The sequence below is a fragment of the Mesorhizobium sp. URHB0026 genome (assembly GCF_054059755.1).
On the sequence record NZ_JBSSCN010000002.1, the window covers coordinates 1 to 18,384 of the forward strand.

Here is an 18,384-nt window from a genome sequence, read left to right on the forward strand (position 1 = left end):
CACGAAAGAATCCATGACACTCTCCTGTTTTCTTTGCACCAGCCGCAAGTTGGCTGTGTCAATAGCAACGAGCCGTTGAGCCACTCGGGTGCGTAGCCGAGGGTTTACTTCTGAAGAGGGCTTCAAAAGCCTCAAAGCGACCCTTGAAATTCTCACTATTGATGAGCAGTCCGGCTGGAAATTGCAGCAGTGTCAAAAAGGCTGCCGAACTTAACGGAGCGGCAACCGTCCGATGTCTATGCTTATAAGGAGAAATTTAGGAGTTGAGACATGCAGAAGCTCTTTCACAAGTTCATCCGAGACCAGTCAGGTGCGACCGCAATCGAATATGGCCTCATCGCCGCGCTTATCGCGCTTGCCATCATCGCCGGAGCAGGTGCGCTTGGAAATTCCATCAATGCCAAGTTCAGCAAGATCGGCAACACGATCAACAGCACCGGGTCTTAATCCGCATCTCCTCGGCCATTGTTCAGTCGTTTCGGTAACGCCTGTCGCGTACGATCAATGAACGCGGGCCTGCCCCTCAAGCTTCGAAGCATGAATGATCTCAACTCGGTTGCGACCGTTGCGTTTGGCCGCATACAGTCGCTGGTCGGCAAAGCGGTAGAGTTCGCTGAACGAGGCGTCACGCTCGAATACCACCCCGCCAACGCTCACCGACAAACGGCAGCTCTCTCCTTCCAGCTTGAGTTCGGTGTCGTAGACCGCGGCCCGGATCCGCTCAGCGACTTTGCCAACCGTGTCTGGGCTAACACCAGGAAGCAGGACGCTGAACTCTTCACCGCCGATCCGGCCGACGACGTCGTATTCTCGCACGCTGCCTTTGATGATTTGCACGATGAGCTTTAGGGCCTCATCACCTCCGTCGTGACCAAACCTATCATTGACCAGCTTGAAATGGTCGACATCGATGACCAGGAGGGCGCCCGTCCGTTCGGTCTTTCGATTGGCGACCCGGTCCAGGAAGCCATCCACCATCGCCATGAACGCCCGCCGGTTCAGACACAAGGTAAGCGCGTCGGTCGAGGCGACTATCATTAGCTCACGATGAGCGATGGCAAGTTCACGCTGTTTGCCAAGAAGGTAGCCGAAGAAAGGTGGGGCAAGCACAAGGGGGATGATCACATTGTTCAGGGGGCTCTCGCCCCAACGCCAAGCGCCTGTTGTCAGTGAATAGCTGTCAATCGCGAACGCCACAGCAATGCAGCACAGTGTGCCAATCGAGCTGAGCACGATGACGCGACCCCAACCAAAGGACGAGAAATCCATGATCCGCTTGGCCATTTTTCCTCGCCTGTGGCCCAATAGATGGAGCAACATAGGTCCAGAACGTAAACCTATTGTTACAGCAAACATGTCGTTGGCCATGCACCGGGATGGAACGATGATCAACTGACGATTGTCGAGCGTCAAAGCCTAAACGGCTTCGCGGCGTATATCTCCGGTAGCCAGTACCGAGCGACGCGCTTTCGCGACCGTCTCCTCGTTTGTCGTGGGCGGTAGCCGCTCTACGAGCGAGGGAGTTGCGGCGGCCCGTCTAGCGCTGCAACAGTCGGCCTCCATCGAGACGGGTTGAACTGGTAAGATGCGCTCGGAGGGGTTCTTCATCAAGCATGGACTCTTCTGCGTGCTCGAGTCGTTCGAGCAACCCCCTGAAGATATCCGGCAAATTCTGATCTACCCGGAAGCACGGCATGCTCTCCGTGTAGTGGTTCATAGCCTTTGAGCCTATCTGAGGCTTGACAGCGGCACCTACTGTCCCGCTCCAGCCGCTCTCACGGAAGTTCATTGTCAGGTCCCTTCGTCCGGTCCGAAACCCCTGAGCTGTGAATGTTCCGCAATTTGAACATTATTGTGGCCCGATGCGAACTTCGCCCTATCGTTGTTGGTGTCGTTGATGACGGTGTGAGGAGTCCCTCCCTCTTGCTGCCGGCATCGCTAGAGAGGGCTGATGGATCGCGTCGGCTTAGTAATTACGGTCCATGCCTCATTTGGACAGATGCTTGCACTTCCGCCTTGATTAGGCGATGCTCAATCAGGGCAATAATGGGGGCGGTGCTGTTGATACCGACGCGTCGGTATCTTCGCGCATCGCGACAGCATGATCACAGATTTATTTCTCACAGGCGTGGCTGCTTTTTCTATTTTAATTCCACTCTACTTCATCCTCAAATGACGCCTGCGTCGGCTCCAGTGTCGCCGTGAACAAACCGGGGGCTCACAGCGATCCCGTTTCGATCGATGCTTTACGCCGCTGCCGCGCTGGCCTCTACACCTCCAGTGGTTGCCGAACTTCGGTTTCAGCTTGCCGACGCCCGGCGACCCGCCATATGGTTGGAACGGGGTCGGAAGGTGGCGCCAAGGTTCATTGCAAAACAGCTTTCCTGGCCAACTGGCATTTTGGCGGCTGGCTTGTTCGGGCCGGTATGAACCGGGGCAACGCCCGGCTGAACAGCTACGCTCTCGACCAATTGCAGCTCGTTCAAGAAGATCGAGTGGTGGAGATCGGATTTGGCGGCGCAACGGCAATCTCGACACTTCTCGGGGCGCGCATCATTCGTCTGCGGTGTTGATCGCTCACACGATGTGGTGAGCGCTGCCACTCGCCGGTTTGCCGATGCCGTGCGCTCGGGACGGGCCGAGTTCCGCGTCGGGACAGTCGAAAATATGCCGTTGCCGGATGTGGCATTCGAAAAAGCCCTCAGCGTTCACACGATATACTTCTGGCAAAGCCTCAGAGATGGATCTGCGGAGCTCGCGCGTGTCCTTAGGCCCGGCGGGCGAGTCGTGCTGGGCTTCCTTCCCAAGGCGCATATGGATCAGATGAACATGCCAGCAGATATCTTCACCCCGCGAGAGCCGGGCGAGGTCCTTGCTGCGTTACAAGTTGGTGGCTTCAGCGACACCGAGGTTCGCGACCGAACTCGGGAAGCGCATGGCTCGTTGGAGGTTTGCGAAGATGAGCCCGGCGGCCTAAGCCAGCGAGCGAATCGTCTGGCATCTCGGCCTTGTTCGTGTAACCACAAGGTTTAAGCCCCACGATATACCTTGTCACAAATGGTCGATGTCAACTCCGATGTTACGACCGGTAAGGTCGGCAGAGTTACGTCAGGCGAGGTATACCTCAATGTTCCACAAATTGCGGCGTCGATTTTATAAGATATCGCCGCGAGAATCGTAATAGATGAACGTTCAGGGGGTCAAAGTCAATGTTGTCCTATCTCAAAGCCTACGTCGGGTGCGATTGCTTTCTGTGTTTCTATTTCTTCCCTGTTTGCAGACTTGTAACCCACTGGGCTCGCTCAATGAACAGGCGTCAGGTCCGCTTTCGTTTTCACCTATAGTTTCGAAAACGGCTGGCAGATCTTGAATATCGGAACTGGACCCGCAGTGAACATTGTGGTCGTTTTCCGCGATTATGATGTCGGCGTCCTAAGGCGATATCGAAACAGGAGACTGTCAAGAAGCTCTCTTATCCGAGGTTCAGCTTCGACGGCAATCAGCCAGCTCACCACAATCATCAGCGCGGCGGATATTGCCATGGCAACTTCGTAGTTGACACCGCTAAACACCAGTTTTCCGATGACTGCGGCGCCCACGAGGTCATGAATGAGGTAGAGTGGGTAGGTCATCATCCCGACCTTTCTCCATCCGGCCCAAGACATTTCCACCTGCAGAGACGCCACCATGAAGCCGATTGCCAGTAGGAACAAGATTATCGGCGGCAAAGCGTACATTGGCTCAGTGATTTTCGCTTGCGTAGCAGACACGGAACTGACGATCTGCAAGACTCCTGCCGCAACAAAAACCAAAGAGAGGCCAATGCGCTGGGCCGTCATACCCTTGAAGCGAACAAGCCAGATCATCACCCCGAGCGCAAAGAAGCAGCCGTGGTGGATCAGTATAAGATCAAGCGTGCGATCCTCTGCCAGCGGCGTCAGCCCAAACACAAAGAAGCAAACCCAGAAAACGCCGCTTGCAAGACCAATTATTGCTGCCACCGTTTCGATGAGGTAAAAGCGGCCAGTCGCCAGCAGAGCCCATACGATTGAATAGAAGGCTATCTCAACGCCGAGGGTCCAATATACGCTGTCGACCCACGGCGAAAACGGCCAAAACACCTCAGTGCGGAGGAGCTTTAAAACGGCGTCGTGCGGCCACGTAGTCCCTACGCACAAAGCCACGATGACCGTGATTGGCGCGCAAATCCAGACGGCGGGGCCTAGTCGCTTCACACGCGCCCAAACGAACATCAAGGGCGTAGAGTTTTCTGCGCTGAATGCGATTATAAAGCCGCTAATCACGAAGAAGATTGGAACACCTACCCACCCCGAACTGGTAAATTGTCCGAGGCCTCGCTGGGGTAGTATCACGCCTGCGGCTTGGCCCGCCATGCCATCGGGATAGGCCCATACCCAAAAACCGTAGTGGTAGAACATCACCATGACGGCGGCGATGAAGCGTAGCAGATCCACTCCGCCGAAGGTCTGTTTGGGCTGCGAAGCCATTATTCCCTCGCGAAGCAGTAAGTCACCTCCGCATATTGCACTGCACAATGAAAAGGGCAACTGCCCAGAAGTGTGACAGCGAAGGCCATCGCTTCCTCCTCCTGACTTGCGATGAACGTCGGGCCGCTCAGTTGAGCGACGAATCTGTTGGTCGCTTTTGCGCCGGCAATGTCGATGTACCGACCACTTCGGTGGTCCTCGAGCATCCCGTGCACGGAGTGGTTCTGTGGGACGCAGGGATCAATGAAGCTGTCGCTGACCCCGACCGGTGAGACGATTACTAAGGTCCGGGCCTCCCTCCACCTCTCGCTGCAACGCCCACCACAACGAGCGTTTCTTCCGACGCATCAGGGCTTCTACAGCGTCTGGCGCGGCGCTTACCGCTCGATTGTGCCATCATGCGGTTGCCTGATGGGTGCTGGAAGTGAACCTTAATGATCACTGGCGGGATCGGGTGACAGGCCACGGCCGATCTGGCAGAGTGACGATATGAGGCCGGGCTGGTCTGTTCTTGTTTACTGCTCGGGAGGGAACCTTGTACGCTGGCGAGTCAGTGCGATTGCATGCCGGAATTTGGTTCAGGCTGTTTCGCGTCGTCGTGACATTGCTGGGGCTTGCCCTTGTGCTCGACGGCTGCGCCAATCCCAAGGTCATCGAAAGCGCCGTGCCGCAGGCTGCCGCGCCGAAAGTCTCCACACCGAAGCCTGCCAAGCTAGCGGCTGCCTCGCCAGCCGCGTCGAAGCCGGCGGCGTCCGTTGTAGCGTTCCAGCAGTCCTGCACCGCGCAATGGAAATCCCGCGGGCATACCACCCAGCCGGCGGCGCAGGCCTTCGCGAAAAACTGCCTTGCGGCGCAGGGCGCGGTGACGCGGATGGTCGATCATAAGACCGTGACGCGCAAGCTGGCTTACCTCATCGATGCCGAAAAGCCGCTGAGCGGTCTCGAGCCTTCCGACATAGGGGTTTTCTGCCCCGGCTATCTTCGCCAGGACCGCGGCGGTCGCGCCGTGTTCTGGCGCACGCTGCTTACCGACCTGGTCAGCGCTGAATCCGTCAACAGCAGCACCGCCGCCTATTGGGAAGAGGACCAAGACCAGTATTCGATCGGCCTGCTTCAATTGTCGCTTTCGGACGAGCAGAGATATCACTGCGGATTCAAGTCGGAGGTCGACGTCACCGATCCTGACCGCAACCTTGCCTGCGGCGTCAAGATCGTGACGATGCTGGTCGTCGCCGACGGAGCCCTGGGAGGCGGCGAGGGCACCGAGATGAAGGGCATCGGCGCCTACTGGCAGAATTTGCGCCGGCCTTCGGGAGTGCGCGGCAAGCTGATCGCCGCCACTCGCTCCATCCCGCAATGCGTGGCCGATCCGAGGAACGCGTAGAGGCGGGCGGCAGCTACTCCGGGCCAGCCGCAAGGTCGGCCGCCAGCGCGATAAACCCGAACGCGGCCCCTGCCCCACATACCGCATTACAGCCACCCCAGGCCAGGCAATGCCGGCAAGCAGCCAGCCGATCGCGCCGCCGAAGAAGAAGATGCCGAAGAACTGCCCGTTGATGCGGCCGCGCGCCTTTGGCCGCAGCAGTTTGGCGGCCCGGCGGCCCAGCGTCTGGTCGCCACTGACGCCGATATCGAGCAGCACGGCGCTGCCGCTCATGAAAATGAGCGGCAGCTGTGCGGCGCCGGCGGCCGCGCCGGCCATGGGGCGAAGCCGAGCGCCGCGATCAGCAAGAGATGGTAGAGGACCGTGGCCGACGCGTAAAACCGCGTTCGCCGGCGCGGCCGAAGATCGGCGTCACCGCCGCACCCCGGGGGCAACCAGACCGAACAGCGCAATGCCTTCTTGCCGAGATCAAAGGGCCAGGCCGAGAGGCGCAGCGCAAGCGCCGTCCCGAACACGCTAAAGGCCACCATTACCGGGCTCGCCCTGAAGGCGCGGCGGCTCAGCTTCAGCTCCTGACCCAGAAGTCCGATCAGCGAGGCAATGAGCTTCGAATAGCTCGCACGCGCCGGCGGCCGCCGCCTTGGCGGCGTCAGGCCGAGCAAGATGGCAAGTAGCGCCAGTGCCGTGGCGCTGATGCCGTAGAAGGCGCGCCAGCCGAAAGTCGGCGACGAGGCTGGCGATCGAACGCGAGAGCGGGATGTCGATCATCAGCTCGATGACGTGGCCGATGACGCGCCCTTTCAGTCGCGGCGCGCCATCGGCGGCGACCGGTACCAGCACATGGATGCAGGAACAGGCGGCGCTTGTCGGCGACAAGCCGGTCAAACAGCCGCGCGCTGGCGCGGCCACCCCGTCGACCGAACCTGCTGGAGGCGCGGCATCGATCACCGTTTCACCAAGCCCAACCACCCATTGAGCAACGGCCCGAACGGACGAACCGGACCCTGAAACGTCCGGCAATATCACTATGAGACCCACGGACAACTTGAAAATCACCTTGCCGCCTTCGTCGAAGGATACAACTTCGCCACGCGGCTCAAGACCCTTCATGGCCTTACACCTTAAGAAGCTATCTGCACGGCGTGTGCCAACGGCCAGATCGCTTCCCATCGATGCGGTCCACTTGACCTAGAGACTGAACACCTAGTGTCTCAAGGGATGTTAGTGTCGTTGCGCCGTTCCCCAATGAGACTGCAAGATATGAGCCCCCGACGGTGTTCGACTCTCCGATGATCACCGAGCCGTCGCTGCTAACTGCACTGGCAGAGCTGCATTTCCGCGAGTGTCCCGATCGACAGGCGATGTCGCGCCATTCTTCCAGGATGTCGCGTGATAGGGACCATTCATGTCGCTGGACAGGCCTACGATAATCATGCCGTCGGCACTGACTTGCCGGGGCGTCACTGTAGTCGTAGCCGGCCAGCACTTCGAAATCGGTTGGCGTGGTAGCGCCGTTGCGCCACGCTAGCGCAGCGCCGTCAGTGTCGTCCGGGGAGACGTCGGCGCCCGATTCCAGGCTAGTCAGTGAATGCTCTACGCTTTAACTACCCGGTCGCAGACGATGCCGTTGCGCTGCATGGCGTTGCGCGTGTCGATGATCAGCCGCGAATGATTCGCGAGCAGCCCATAATCGACTCCGTCGTGGTCGGTGACGATGACGACCGCGTCATAGGCCGCGATTGAGTCGCGGTTGAGGCGGATGCAATCCTTGCCGGCCAGCGTCGGGTGCTTCCGGGTCTTCGGTAGGCGCGCGACGTGAGGGTCGTGATAGGCAATGTCCGCGGCCCTCGTTTCGAGCAGCTCGATCAGCTTCAGCGCGGGACTTTCGCGCACGTCCGCGACATTTTTCTTGTAAGCGACGCCGACGATCAGGATGGCCGCCTGGCTCAGCGGCAGGCCAAGCTGCGTGTCGAGGGCTTCCGACAGCTTCGACATGACATAGTGCGGCATCGAGACGTTGATCTCGCCGGCAAGCTCGATGAACTTGGTCGACACGTCGAACTCCCGCGACTTCCAGGTCAGGTAGAACGGATCGATCGGGATGCAATGGCCGCCGAGCCCCGGACCGGGGTAGAACGGCATATAGCCGAAAGGCTTCGTCTTTGCCGCCTCGATGACTTCCCAGATGTCTATCCCCATCGCGGAGTAAATCACCTTGAGCTCGTTGACCAGGGCGATGTTGACGGCGCGGAAGATGTTCTCCGTCAGCTTCACAACTTCGGCTACCTTGATGCTCGATACGGGCACTACCTTCTCGACGATCGCCCCATAGAACAGCGCCACCAGTTTCGCGGCGACCGGCCCGTCGCCGGCGACAACCTTCGGGATGGTGGCGGTTTCGAAGCCGATGCTGCCGGGGTCTTCGCGCTCGGGCGAATAGCCGAGAAAGAAATCTCTGCCCGATTTGTAGCCCGTCGCCTCCAGTATGGGCTTCATCACCTCGTCGGTGGTGCCGGGATAGGTGGTAGATTCCAGCACGACCAGCTGATGCTTGCGCAGATGGGCCGCGATGGCGCGCGTCGTTCCTTCCACGAAGGAAAGGTCGGGTTCGCGCTGCTTTGTCAGCGGCGTCGGGACGCAAATGGATATCACGTCGCATTCCTCGAGGGCCGCGAAATCCGATGTCGCCTGGAAAGACCCGTTTGCGCTGATGATCTGCAGCGCATCGTCGGTCACAGCGCCGATATAGGACCGCCCGGCTTTCAGCCTCTCGATCTTGCTGTTGTCGATGTCGAAACCGATCACCCGGAAGCCGGCTCGCGCCGCCACCGCGGCGAGCGGCAGTCCGACATAGCCAAGCCCGATGATGCCGACCGTGGCTGTCCGTGACTCAAGTCTTGAATGAATTGTCGCGCCGCGAGTCTGCTCGACCAAAGCCATTGTTGCCTCCATCAGTGGCGCTGGCCCGGAGCCGGCGCGCCTCATTGCAAATGACGTGAATTACGGAACAGGACGTCTGTAGCCGGCGTCATACCCCCACGTTGCCGTGGATCGCTCTGCAACTCTTGTGCCACGAGGCTTCTGCTGTGGCCGAGCCTTGCCTGGAACCGGCAAAGACAGGGGGGCGGTGGCCGGCGCGGATCAAGTTTCCGCGGATTGTCAAGCACGCTGCTTGTGCTGGTTTCGCACACAGCTGCTTCATTTCGGGTCAGGCTAAAAAATGAATCCCAAAAAAGGCAATAATTACAATGCAGTAATTAACCACTATTGTTTATCATATTATTAACTATCAGTTGCGTTGCTTGGGGAAATCCTCGTTTCATGCGGAAGGCGCACAACGAGGGAGTGCGGCTCCCTTCTGTTGCAAACGAGGATTGTCGCTCGATGAGCATGAACACCAATGAAGTCAGATGCCTTATCGCGGGCGGCGCGGGGTGTCTCGGGACCAATCTAGCCCGTCGCCTTCTCGACCACGGCGCGCATGTCGATGTCGTCGACAATCTCTCCACCGGTCGCCAGGCGAATGTCGACCGGCTGTCGCGCCACCTGAACTTCGATTTCATCAAGATGGACATCACCGATCCGGCAATCTGCCGCCGGTTGCAGCGCAGTCGATACAGCCATGTCTACAATCTCGCCTGTCCCACGGGCGTTCCCAATATCAAGCGGCTGGGCGAGCAGATGCTCATGGCCTCATCCGCCGGAACGCTTAACCTGTTGAAGATCGCGCGCAGGTGCAAGGCGAAATACCTGTTCGCGAGCACCGCCGAGGCCTATGGCGATCCGGAGGTCTTCCCGCAGCACGAGACTTATGTCGGGCGGGTCGATCCCGTCGGGCCGCGCAGCGCTTACGAGGAGGGCAAGCGCTTCGGCGAGGCGCTGACCCGGTTCTGGGGGGGCAAATACGGCGTCGAGGTGCGCATCGTGCGCATCTTCAACACCTATGGTCCCGCCATGTCGCCGAAGGACCAGCGCGTCATCCCGCAGATGTTGACTCGGCTTATCGCCGGCCAGCCCGTGCCGATCTATGGCGACGGGACGCAGACACGCACCTTTCTCCACGTCGACGATCTCGTGAGCGGACTTCTCATCGTAGTCGACAAGGGCGTTAGCGGCGAGGTTTACAATGTCGGAGGCGACGAACAGATCACGGTGCGCGACCTCTTCGCCGCAGTGAAAAAGGCGACCGGCCTTGCCGGCGAGGCAGTTTTTCGCGACCATTTCATCGACGATCACCGCGGCCGCTGGCCGGATACGACCAAGTTGCAGGCCCTCGGCTGGCGGCCGAGCATCTCGTTGGAAGCAGGCATCCGCCTTAGCTATCAGGACCTGCTTCGCTCGCTGGGCATCAAGCAGGCTGGCGCCGCTGTCGGCCCCGCGCACAGGAGGGACGGCAGCGTGCCGGCCTGGGGCGATCGGTCGCGACCCGCCTCGCCATGAGCACGACGGCCGCCCTCAACCTGATCATGATGGTGCTCAGCGCGTCGCTGGGCATCAACATCGCGTTCTGGTGCACGGTCGGGCTGCTGCGCTTCATCGCCGAGCTCGGCAGCCGCAAAGCCGCCGCCGGTCCCCGCTCCATCGGGGTCGCCGAAGTCGCGGTGGTCATCCCCGCGCACAACGAAGAAATCGCGCTTCCCAAATGCATTGCCGCGCTCAAGGCGATCATCCCGGCCCGGCAGATCTATGTCGCCAGCGACGGATCGAAGGACGCCACGGTTTCCATCGCCCGGGGTCTGGGCTGCAGGGCTCTTGATATCCGGCCCAACGGGGGCAAGGCCAAAGCCATTGACCGGGCCATCAAGCACTATCGCCTTTGCGAGCGGTACAAGGCCGTGCTGATCCAGGATGCCGACTCCGAGATCGACCCGGATTATTTCGACCACGCTCTTCCCTTGTTCGACGATCCGGGTGTCTGCGTCGTCGCGGGCCATGTCCTGTCGCGCTGGCGCGATCAGCGGCTGCCGCGGCTGGATATGCTCTTTGCCGCCTACAGGACGCGCCTCTACAGGATCCTGCAGACGGCTTTCCAGTATGGCCAGTCCTGGAAATGGACCAGCGTGAGCTATATCGCGCCGGGCTTTGCAAGCATGTACCGCACCCAGGCCCTGACGCAGATCGACATCACGGCCCCCGGGCTTGTCATAGAAGATTTCAATATGACCTTCGAGGTGCAGCGCAAAGGCCTGGGCCGCGTCGCCTATACGCCGAAAGCCCGGTGTTCGTCGGAAGATCCGTTCAACCTCTCCGACTACCGCAAGCAGGTGCAACGCTGGTATCTCGGCTTCTGGCAGACGGTGCGCCGGCACGGGGTCTGGCCAAGCCGTTTCTGGCTTTCGCTCGGCGGCTTGCTGGCCGAACTGCTCGTCATATCGATTTTCGTCCTCACTCTGCCCCTGGCTACCATCGCCTATCTGACGACAGGCTTCGAAATCCCCGCATTCTCGATCGGCCAATTGGCGATACGACCGGTCTCGCCGGTCATCCTGCTGGCTCTGTTCCTCGCCGTCGACTATGCGCTTACCGTAGTCGTCGCGATCATCGAGCGGCGGCCGAGCCTAATGCTCTACGGCATTGCCTTTCCGGCCATCCGGCTTCTCGACGCCGCGCTTTTCCTGCGCGCCCTCGTCAAATCCTTCTCCGCCAAATCCGATGGCCGCTGGGTCAGTCCGGCGCGCTACGCGATCCGCGACGCCGACAGGAGGCATGCATGAACATTAGCCGGCGTTCGCTTCTTCTCGGCGGCATCAGCATTCCGCTTCTGGCCGTTGCCGGTCGCGGTGTCGCCGCGGCCGCCGCGCGCCTGCCCAATCCGCTGATGGTGATCGTCAGCGGCGTCGGCGCCCGCGCCGACACAGGCAAGCTTGGAGCTGTCGCAGACCCCTTCTCGTCCGCCGGCCTGCCGATCGCCATGACCATCAGGATGACCGGCGATCCCGCCGACATCCCGGGCTACAACTCGGCCCTCGCCAAGTGGATCAGGCAGTCCGTGGAACTGGCCCCGAACGCCATCGAATTCGGGATCCATGCCACGGAAATCGCCCTGGCCGATCCCTATCTTCAGGCGCGGCAAGCGGGCGAGATGCAGGCCGCCTTCTCGCACATGATCAATGCGTTCGACCGTTACAAGTCGACCGCCGTCATCACCGCGCTGACGCTGACCACCAATCAGCCGCTGCAATCGCCCCAGGACGCCGCGGCGATGCGGTCGGCCGGCATCCGCACCGTCATTCGGCTTGCGGGCGGTCAGGACGACAAGGCCGGCGTGAAGCCTTCGGATGGGGGCTACTGGATGACCAACACCGGCCTTGTGAATACCGTCGCCTCGGCGCGAACCTCCGCCACATCGGGCAATGCGACGACCGTCCTCACGGCGCCGGCCTTGCTTGCGCAGAACATCACGGCTCTTGCCGCCAACATCGACCCGATCATCGTTGAAATTTCCTTTGACGCGCTTGCCGGTCTGTCAAATGCTGACGCGGCCGACTACGCGGCCGGTGTTGCCATGGCGGTGCTTGCGGCCACTTCGTCCGGTGCCGCGCGTGTCCTGACACCGCAAAAGCTCTATACGCAGAGCCGCGCCGCCAACCGGCGCTACATCGTGGTCAGGGTGGATGATTTGCGCCTCGACAGCGACACCGACCCGAGCCACATGGCCTTCGTGCGTGGCCTCATCGAAGCCGGCTACCCGCTCACCAACGCCATCATCCCGGCCCCCAAGGCGGGCCTGCTGTCGGCGGACGAGACCAGCAAAACCTTTCTGCGATCGACGCTCGGGGACCTGCGCTACGATATAGCGGGCCATGGCTGGCATCATACGCCGTCCGAGCTGCTCGGAAACTCGCTCGCGAAGGATGTCGACCTCATCAGGGATTGCATGAGCGAGATCTACCGCTCCACCGGCACGCTGCCGCTGACCTATATCCCGCCGAACGACGATTTTGACGACAACACGCTCGATGCCGTGGCCGGCACGGGAACGCCGATGTTCGCCGCCGAGAAAGGCACGCTCCGCTGGTTCAACGGCCTCGACAGGCGGGGCATCCTGCATGTGTCCAATACCGTCAAGTTCGAAGCCGCCTGGACTGGCGACCTTCCCTATTTCTCCCAGGAACAGGTTTTCGATTTTCTCGGAGACGACAACGATGCGGTCTTCTGCATCCACCCGGACACTGCCAAAACCCCCGAGAAGAAGCAGGTGATACTCGATTCCATCACCCGGATGGCCGGCTTGCCGGGTACGACGCTGGTCAATTTTGCGCAGTATTACAAAGCCGTCTGCCCGCCCATGCCGAAGGTGGGTCGCATCAGGCAAGCCCGTGTCGATGTGTCGGTGAAGGATTGGAGAAAGCCCGAACCGCATCAGCTGGAAGAAGAAGCGCTGAGAGCCGATGCCGAGCTGGCCTGGACCTATTTCGACTGGGGCGCAAAGCACTACAACGGCATGGCGCCTGCCACATCCTGGATCGAATCCGGCAAGCAGACCGGATATCCGTTCATCACCATGTGGGATATCGGGTCGCATATCCTGGCGGCGGTTTCAGCCCAGCGCCTGCGCATCATCGACCAGACTCAGTTCGAGACAATGATAGATCGTATCCTCGCCTTCCTCGGCGAGGGTGATTTCAGGCTTGCCGGAGCGAAGCTGCCAAATACGGAGCGGCGGCTCAGCGCCAAGGGCGGCGAGCGCGACGGCTTCGACAGTGCCGATACCGGGCGCCTGCTGGTGGCGCTCAAGATCCTGGACAGCTACACGGCCGGCGCCTTCCCGGTGTTCAAGCTGGTGCAGCACTGGTCGTTCGGCTCCGTCCTCAAGGACGGCGAGATGCATGTGGTCAGCGACAGCGGCAGGATTTCGTCGGGACAATACAACAGCTATGCCGGCTATGCGGGCCGCGGATACAGCCTCTGGGGCGAGGCGGTAGCGCCGGTCTTCACCACCGCGGACCCGAGCAACGACATGGACGCAGCCCTCGCGACCATCATGGAGGTCCAGAAGCGCGGCCGCATCGCGACCGAGCCTCATGTGACCGAGGAGATCGAGCTCGGCGCGTCGCCGCAGGGGCGCCTCATCGCGGATATCCTCTACGCCGCCCAGATGAAACGCTTCCAGGAAACCGGCATCCTGACCTGCGTTTCCGAAACCGCCATGGCCGGGCCTCCCTATTTCACCTATCAGGGCTACCAGTTGATCAACGACGGCGGCACGTTCCCGGTCGACACGATGAAGACTTCAGCGCCCGACAAGGCGGCAAAGCTTTCCGACTCGCTGCGGCTGGTAAACTCCAAGGGCGCTTATCTGTGGCTCGCGGCGCGGCCGGGCGACTACGCGCAAAAGCTCGTGGCCTATGTCAGGGAGCGCGCCAGGATGAAGGGAATGGGTTTTTCCGCCGGAGTGTCCGAGCGTACCGGGAAGCGCATCGAGGTCACCGACATCAACACCAACGGCATCATCCTGGAGTCCGTCGCCTATACACTCGGTGGCCGCAAACCGCTGATTTCGCGCGCCGAGGCCTGAACCCCGCGGCATCTGGCGAGGAAGCATCGCGCCGCCCGGCGGTTGCGTTACTTGATGCCAACGGAGCGGCGATCGCGGCAGGCCGTGGTATGTTGCAGTTGCTGGATCAATTGGCCATTGACAGGCGTCTTTGCCAAGCCCATGCAGCGCGCGTCTAGACGTGGCGGCCAAGATTGTTCGCGGGTCGAGTACTAAAAGGCCGAAGGGCGGTCGGCATCGTCGATCGTTCCTCGCGGCTCATCCAAATGCCACAGGCTACCGCGACGTCGATCGCCCAGCGCATCGTGGCACTCAGGCGGCACGGTTGGACCGGCATTCACATCGACGTAGCCGTCGGCGTCTCGCCCGCCACCCTCAGGCGCGCTGCCCCGGCATTGATGCCGTTGCTGCCGCCGACCGAAGCACCGGCCCCACTGACCTGCCACTGAACTGTCATCCAGTGGGAATTAGAGCCATGGCCGTTTTGCTCCTATATCATTCTTTGGACCGCCGGAAGGTGGAGTTTTCCGGCTGTTTCACGATGGCGGGCTGAAACTTTTCGGCCGCGTCGGCAAGCGTCAGGAACCAGTGGGCGTTCAAACATTCCGCCCTGAAGCGGCCGTTGAAGGCTTCGATGTAAGCGTTGTCCGTTGGCTTTCCCGGTCGCGAGAAGTCGAGCGTGACGCCCCTGGTGTAGGCCCACAGCTCGAGGTCGCGGGAGACGAACTCCGAGCCTTGATCGACCCGGATCGTCTTTGGATAGCCGATCTTGGGGCAGACCTGTTCCAGCATCCTGACCACATCCTCGGCGCGGTAACTGAAGCGTGGGTCGAGCACCGGCACGTAGCGTGAGAACGTATCTACGACCGTCAGGACCCGGATCTTCTTGCCCGTCGCGAGCTGGTCGTGAACGAAGTCCATCGCCCAGACGTCGTTGGGTTCGACGGCTGGCTGGCGATCGTCTCGCAGCTTCGCCTTTATCTGCTCCATAAACCTCGCAAGGCGAAGCCTTCACTTGATGTCAGTCGGCTTGTTCGCCACGGCCGTCGGCCGGCGCATGTGATCGCTGAGCGCCGCCATCACAGTGAGGAAAGCGGCGGCGTATCTTGCGACGCCAAACGCCTGCGCAGCCGCCACTTTTGCGCCGTGCGAATGATGGTTGAGGAATTTGTCCGTCGCGTCCTGAACCTCGTCCGCCGCTTTACCGAAGAGCGCGCGTTCAGTTACTGTCGGCTGGAACGCCCGCCCGATAACGTGGCCCACCAGCAGTCCTCCGGCCGTCCCAGCCAGCACCTTTGCCCGATCGAAGTTGGTGACCTTGCGCGGCGGCGAAGGTTGTCGAATGAACGCCGCGTCCACATTCTCACCGCCAGAAAATGTCTCAGGGGCCATGTCGGCAGGACCGACTATTGAGGTCGGATCATGAGCACTCCGCCTGCCGGCATCGAAGACGGCAACGGCGCCCAGGGCTACCGCCGCCGTTGTACCGCCGTTTTCCTTGATCGCGTTCGAAACACCACCAACGACGCCAGCGACTTTGTGCTTGGCGAATTGGGTTGCGACCTCAACCAGGTGCCGAGGCTGCACGCGACGGCTCAGTTCACTAACCGGCTCGAACAGTGCCTGCCGTTCAGCCCGGCTTTGGACCTTGATCTCGTTGATCTCATCGTTGAGTAGAGCCATATCGCACCCCCTGTTTCAATGCTGCCAGATCGCTGCGAACCTGGTTCACCGTCTCAACGGGAGTGATGGTCCACCCGACCAGTGCTCGCTTGGCCAGATGGAGGGAAAGCAGACCGCCGCCGATCAGGACGATGCCAATGATGAAGCAGGCAAGCATTGCGCCGACGCCAAAGTGGATCATCGCCAGGATCAGACATTGAACCAGAGCGAAGGCGGCCAGCATAAATAAAATGACGGCGGCGATGCCGCACGCACCGGACGAGACAAGTGTCGATGTCTTGCCCCGCATCTCCGCCTTGAGCAGGCGTAGATCAAGCCGCATCAGAGAAGCGAACTGACCGACCGCTTCGTTAACAACGGTTCTGAAAGGACGGCGATCGACACCTTCATCCATCTGGCAAGTCCTTCATCAGGACCGATCGGAGCTTCGCATGAACCGGGTGAGCATCACGCCGGCCAGGATGCCGACGCCGAAAAACGCCGCGGGCTGGCGCTGCGCGAATTTCGTCACCGAGTCCATCAGCTCGCCGACATTGCGATCCCTGATGTCGGTCGAAATACGCTCCACACCCTCAGCCGCGCTGCGCACCATGCCTGCGACCTGTGGCGATTGCTTTTCGATGCCGTCGGCGGCCTCCTTTACGGAGTGTGCAATGTTGGCGATCGCATCGGCGCCAGCGGTCTTGTTTGATTCCACGGCTTCCTTGAACGCATCCGCAGCGTCAGCGGCAACAGAGCCGGCGTAGTCCTTTGCGTCGGTCGAGACGGAGGCGGCCGCGCTCTTCAAATGGGTTGCCGTCTCCGCCGCGCTCGTCTTCAATTTGCCAATGGCTTCAGCACTGTGGCCGGCGGCGCGATCTGCACCCGTTTGACCCAGAATATCGTCCTCGCCCGAGGGGTTGGATCGACTGAATTCATTGGTATTGATCGGGTTCATGGTGTTTCCTCCTGTTATTTTTAGGTGAACTTTAATAGGGCCGTGCGGTTCCAAGCTTCGGCGAAAATGCTGTTATGGGGTGGGCGCACAGTTATCTGCCGTCGCCACGGGCGGCAGAACGTCTCGGTTCGCCACGCTGAAGCGCGGTCCCGGTAGCTCGCTTTCGACGAGACACACAAACAGAGGGTTGCTTTCCCATCGGCAACCCTCTCAACATCGATGACCGTATTCTCTGACGACCCGTCGTCAGGCGCCCCAGCGTCATCCGATGCCGCAGAAACAAAGGACGACTTGCGCACGGCGTCGTTAATTTGGCTTGTTGATCGACGTGACCGCGAGGGTCGTCAGCTTGTTGTTGGTGGCTTTCTCCTGGTCAAGGATCTCGCTGAGCAGCTTGTGCGCCTCGTCATGGCCGAGGTCTTTTGCCCATTCGCGTAGGGAGCCGTACCGGGAAATTTCGTAATGCTCGACAGCTTGGCAGGCCGCCAGTAGGCCCGAATCAAGAGCCGTGCCAGACGCCTCTTCCATCAACCCGTCGGCTTCCTTGATAAGGCCTTCGATGGCGTCGCACTTCTCGCCGGAGGCCTTCTTGCCAATCGACTTGAACACCTGCTCCAGCTTGCTGATCTGCCCCTTCGTTTCCTCAAGATGGTCCTCCGCTGCCTTCCTCAGCTTGGCGTCCTTCGCGGCCTTGGCCACTTTGGGCAAAGCCTTGGTAATCGCGTTCTCGGCGTAATACATATCCTGAAGGGTATGCTCAAAAATATCGGCCAACGTTTTCATAATGATCCTCCTTCGCCCAAAATGGCTCGGGAGAAAGAGCGAGGGACGCGAATTGTTCCCTGGTTCCTGCGCACGACGGGCTCACCGCCAAAGATAGACGCGTTTGAGGAGGAAGGAATTGTGCGCTGACGGCGACAAGAAGTCTTTCGAGCCGTCGTGCGAACGAAACAGCTTGCTGGCTGGAAGCTTTCGCCCCCGCATTAACGCGGTCCGCTAGCTAATTCGTTGGGAACTCGCATCGGATGACGGCGTTTTCGCTCTGTCTGAAACGGAGGATAGTCTGCCATGGACTGGAACCGTGTCGAAGGAAACTGGAAGCAGGTCAAAGGCAAGGTCAAGGAACAGTGGGGCAAACTCACCGATGATGATCTCGACCGCATTGCCGGTAAGCGCGACCAGCTGGAAGGGAAGATTCAGGAGCGCTACGGCATTGAGAAGGATCGCGCTCGGCGCGACATCGACGACTGGTACGGTCGGCAGGGGTGGTAGCCTCGGATCAATGAACTGAACTTGAAAAAGGGCGCTGCAGGTACAGCGCCCTTTTTGGCTTCTCATTTATGGGTAGCCCTTCGCCAAAGCGTCAAGGCTCGGC

At 60.3% G+C, this 18,384-nt stretch carries 17 protein-coding genes and 1 pseudogene; 9 read left to right on the forward strand and 9 right to left on the reverse strand.

Going from position 1 to position 18,384, the window contains the following annotated elements; all coding sequences use genetic code 11:
- Positions 1-270: 270 nt before the first annotated feature.
- Positions 271-447 carry a Flp family type IVb pilin gene (locus ACVWWD_RS28580; protein ID WP_352551210.1) on the forward strand — a complete coding sequence of 59 codons (177 nt, stop codon included), beginning with the start codon at positions 271-273 and terminating at the stop codon, positions 445-447.
- 54 nt (positions 448-501) lie between these two features.
- On the opposite strand, the gene ACVWWD_RS28585 is transcribed toward ACVWWD_RS28580, so the two are convergent.
- A complete protein-coding gene (locus ACVWWD_RS28585; protein ID WP_352551212.1) occupies positions 502-1,284 on the reverse strand; it encodes a GGDEF domain-containing protein in 783 nt (260 codons plus the stop codon).
- Between the two features lie 1,046 nt (positions 1,285-2,330).
- Here ACVWWD_RS28585 and ACVWWD_RS28590 point away from each other — a divergent pair.
- Together ACVWWD_RS28590 and ACVWWD_RS28595 are read left to right on the forward strand one after the other, a co-directional pair.
- Positions 2,331-2,573 (forward strand): hypothetical protein, encoded by a 243-nt coding sequence (locus ACVWWD_RS28590; RefSeq protein ID WP_352551258.1) that lies wholly within the window; start codon positions 2,331-2,333, stop codon positions 2,571-2,573.
- Positions 2,574-2,586: 13 nt separating this feature from the next.
- The gene (locus ACVWWD_RS28595; RefSeq protein WP_352732377.1) at positions 2,587-3,033 is read left to right on the forward strand and encodes a class I SAM-dependent methyltransferase; all 447 of its coding nucleotides are present in this window, start codon (positions 2,587-2,589) and stop codon (positions 3,031-3,033) included.
- Positions 3,034-3,416: 383 nt separating this feature from the next.
- Here the strand turns inward: ACVWWD_RS28595 and ACVWWD_RS28600 are convergent, their stop codons facing one another.
- Complete coding sequence (locus ACVWWD_RS28600) at positions 3,417-4,508, reverse strand: acyltransferase family protein (RefSeq protein WP_457103660.1); 1,092 nt, start codon at positions 4,506-4,508, stop codon at positions 3,417-3,419.
- Between the two features lie 535 nt (positions 4,509-5,043).
- Here ACVWWD_RS28600 and ACVWWD_RS28605 point away from each other — a divergent pair.
- Positions 5,044-5,892, forward strand: a complete 849-nt coding sequence (locus tag ACVWWD_RS28605; protein ID WP_457103661.1) for a hypothetical protein — start codon at positions 5,044-5,046, stop codon at positions 5,890-5,892.
- Positions 5,893-6,408: 516 nt separating this feature from the next.
- On the opposite strand, the gene ACVWWD_RS28610 is transcribed toward ACVWWD_RS28605, so the two are convergent.
- Both ACVWWD_RS28610 and ACVWWD_RS28615 read right to left on the reverse strand, forming a co-directional pair.
- Positions 6,409-7,062 carry a hypothetical protein gene (locus ACVWWD_RS28610; RefSeq protein WP_457103662.1) on the reverse strand — a complete coding sequence of 218 codons (654 nt, stop codon included), beginning with the start codon at positions 7,060-7,062 and terminating at the stop codon, positions 6,409-6,411.
- A 423-nt stretch (positions 7,063-7,485) separates the two neighbouring features.
- The gene (locus tag ACVWWD_RS28615; RefSeq protein WP_352551222.1) at positions 7,486-8,832 is read right to left on the reverse strand and encodes a nucleotide sugar dehydrogenase; all 1,347 of its coding nucleotides are present in this window, start codon (positions 8,830-8,832) and stop codon (positions 7,486-7,488) included.
- A gap of 444 nt (positions 8,833-9,276) precedes the next feature.
- Between ACVWWD_RS28615 and ACVWWD_RS28620 the strand changes: the two genes are divergently transcribed.
- From ACVWWD_RS28620 to ACVWWD_RS28635, 4 genes are all read left to right on the forward strand, one after another.
- Positions 9,277-10,332, forward strand: coding sequence for an NAD-dependent epimerase/dehydratase family protein (locus ACVWWD_RS28620; RefSeq protein ID WP_352732329.1), 1,056 nt, complete (start codon positions 9,277-9,279; stop codon positions 10,330-10,332).
- On the forward strand, positions 10,329-11,606 hold the full coding sequence (locus ACVWWD_RS28625) for a glycosyltransferase (protein WP_352732332.1): 1,278 nt from the start codon (positions 10,329-10,331) through the stop codon (positions 11,604-11,606). The genes ACVWWD_RS28620 and ACVWWD_RS28625 overlap by 4 nt, the downstream gene beginning before the upstream one ends.
- Positions 11,603-14,410, forward strand: a complete 2,808-nt coding sequence (locus ACVWWD_RS28630; RefSeq protein ID WP_352551228.1) for a DUF3131 domain-containing protein — start codon at positions 11,603-11,605, stop codon at positions 14,408-14,410. Before ACVWWD_RS28625 ends, ACVWWD_RS28630 begins: the two co-directional genes overlap by 4 nt.
- Before the next feature lie 245 nt (positions 14,411-14,655).
- Positions 14,656-14,838: a hypothetical protein gene (locus ACVWWD_RS28635; protein WP_435054028.1), complete on the forward strand. Its 183-nt coding sequence runs from the start codon at positions 14,656-14,658 to the stop codon at positions 14,836-14,838.
- Between the two features lie 100 nt (positions 14,839-14,938).
- Here ACVWWD_RS28635 and ACVWWD_RS28640 read toward each other — a convergent pair.
- The 5 genes and pseudogenes from ACVWWD_RS28640 to ACVWWD_RS28660 all read right to left on the reverse strand — a co-directional run.
- Positions 14,939-15,373 (reverse strand): annotated as a pseudogene (locus ACVWWD_RS28640) (DDE-type integrase/transposase/recombinase); the annotation flags it as partial.
- 27 nt (positions 15,374-15,400) lie between these two features.
- Entirely contained in the window at positions 15,401-16,072 is a 672-nt protein-coding gene (locus ACVWWD_RS28645; RefSeq protein ID WP_352551230.1) for a hypothetical protein, read from the reverse strand.
- The gene (locus ACVWWD_RS28650) at positions 16,053-16,466 is read right to left on the reverse strand and encodes a phage holin family protein (protein WP_352551232.1); all 414 of its coding nucleotides are present in this window, start codon (positions 16,464-16,466) and stop codon (positions 16,053-16,055) included. The genes ACVWWD_RS28645 and ACVWWD_RS28650 overlap by 20 nt, the downstream gene beginning before the upstream one ends.
- Positions 16,467-16,481: 15 nt before the next feature.
- The gene (locus ACVWWD_RS28655) at positions 16,482-17,009 is read right to left on the reverse strand and encodes a hypothetical protein (protein ID WP_352551234.1); all 528 of its coding nucleotides are present in this window, start codon (positions 17,007-17,009) and stop codon (positions 16,482-16,484) included.
- A 306-nt stretch (positions 17,010-17,315) separates the two neighbouring features.
- Entirely contained in the window at positions 17,316-17,792 is a 477-nt protein-coding gene (locus ACVWWD_RS28660) for a YciE/YciF ferroxidase family protein (RefSeq protein WP_352551236.1), read from the reverse strand.
- Positions 17,793-18,077: 285 nt separating this feature from the next.
- On the opposite strand from ACVWWD_RS28660, the gene ACVWWD_RS28665 reads away from it, so the two are divergent.
- The gene (locus ACVWWD_RS28665) at positions 18,078-18,281 is read left to right on the forward strand and encodes a CsbD family protein (RefSeq protein ID WP_091586081.1); all 204 of its coding nucleotides are present in this window, start codon (positions 18,078-18,080) and stop codon (positions 18,279-18,281) included.
- The last annotated feature ends 103 nt before the right edge of the window (positions 18,282-18,384 follow it).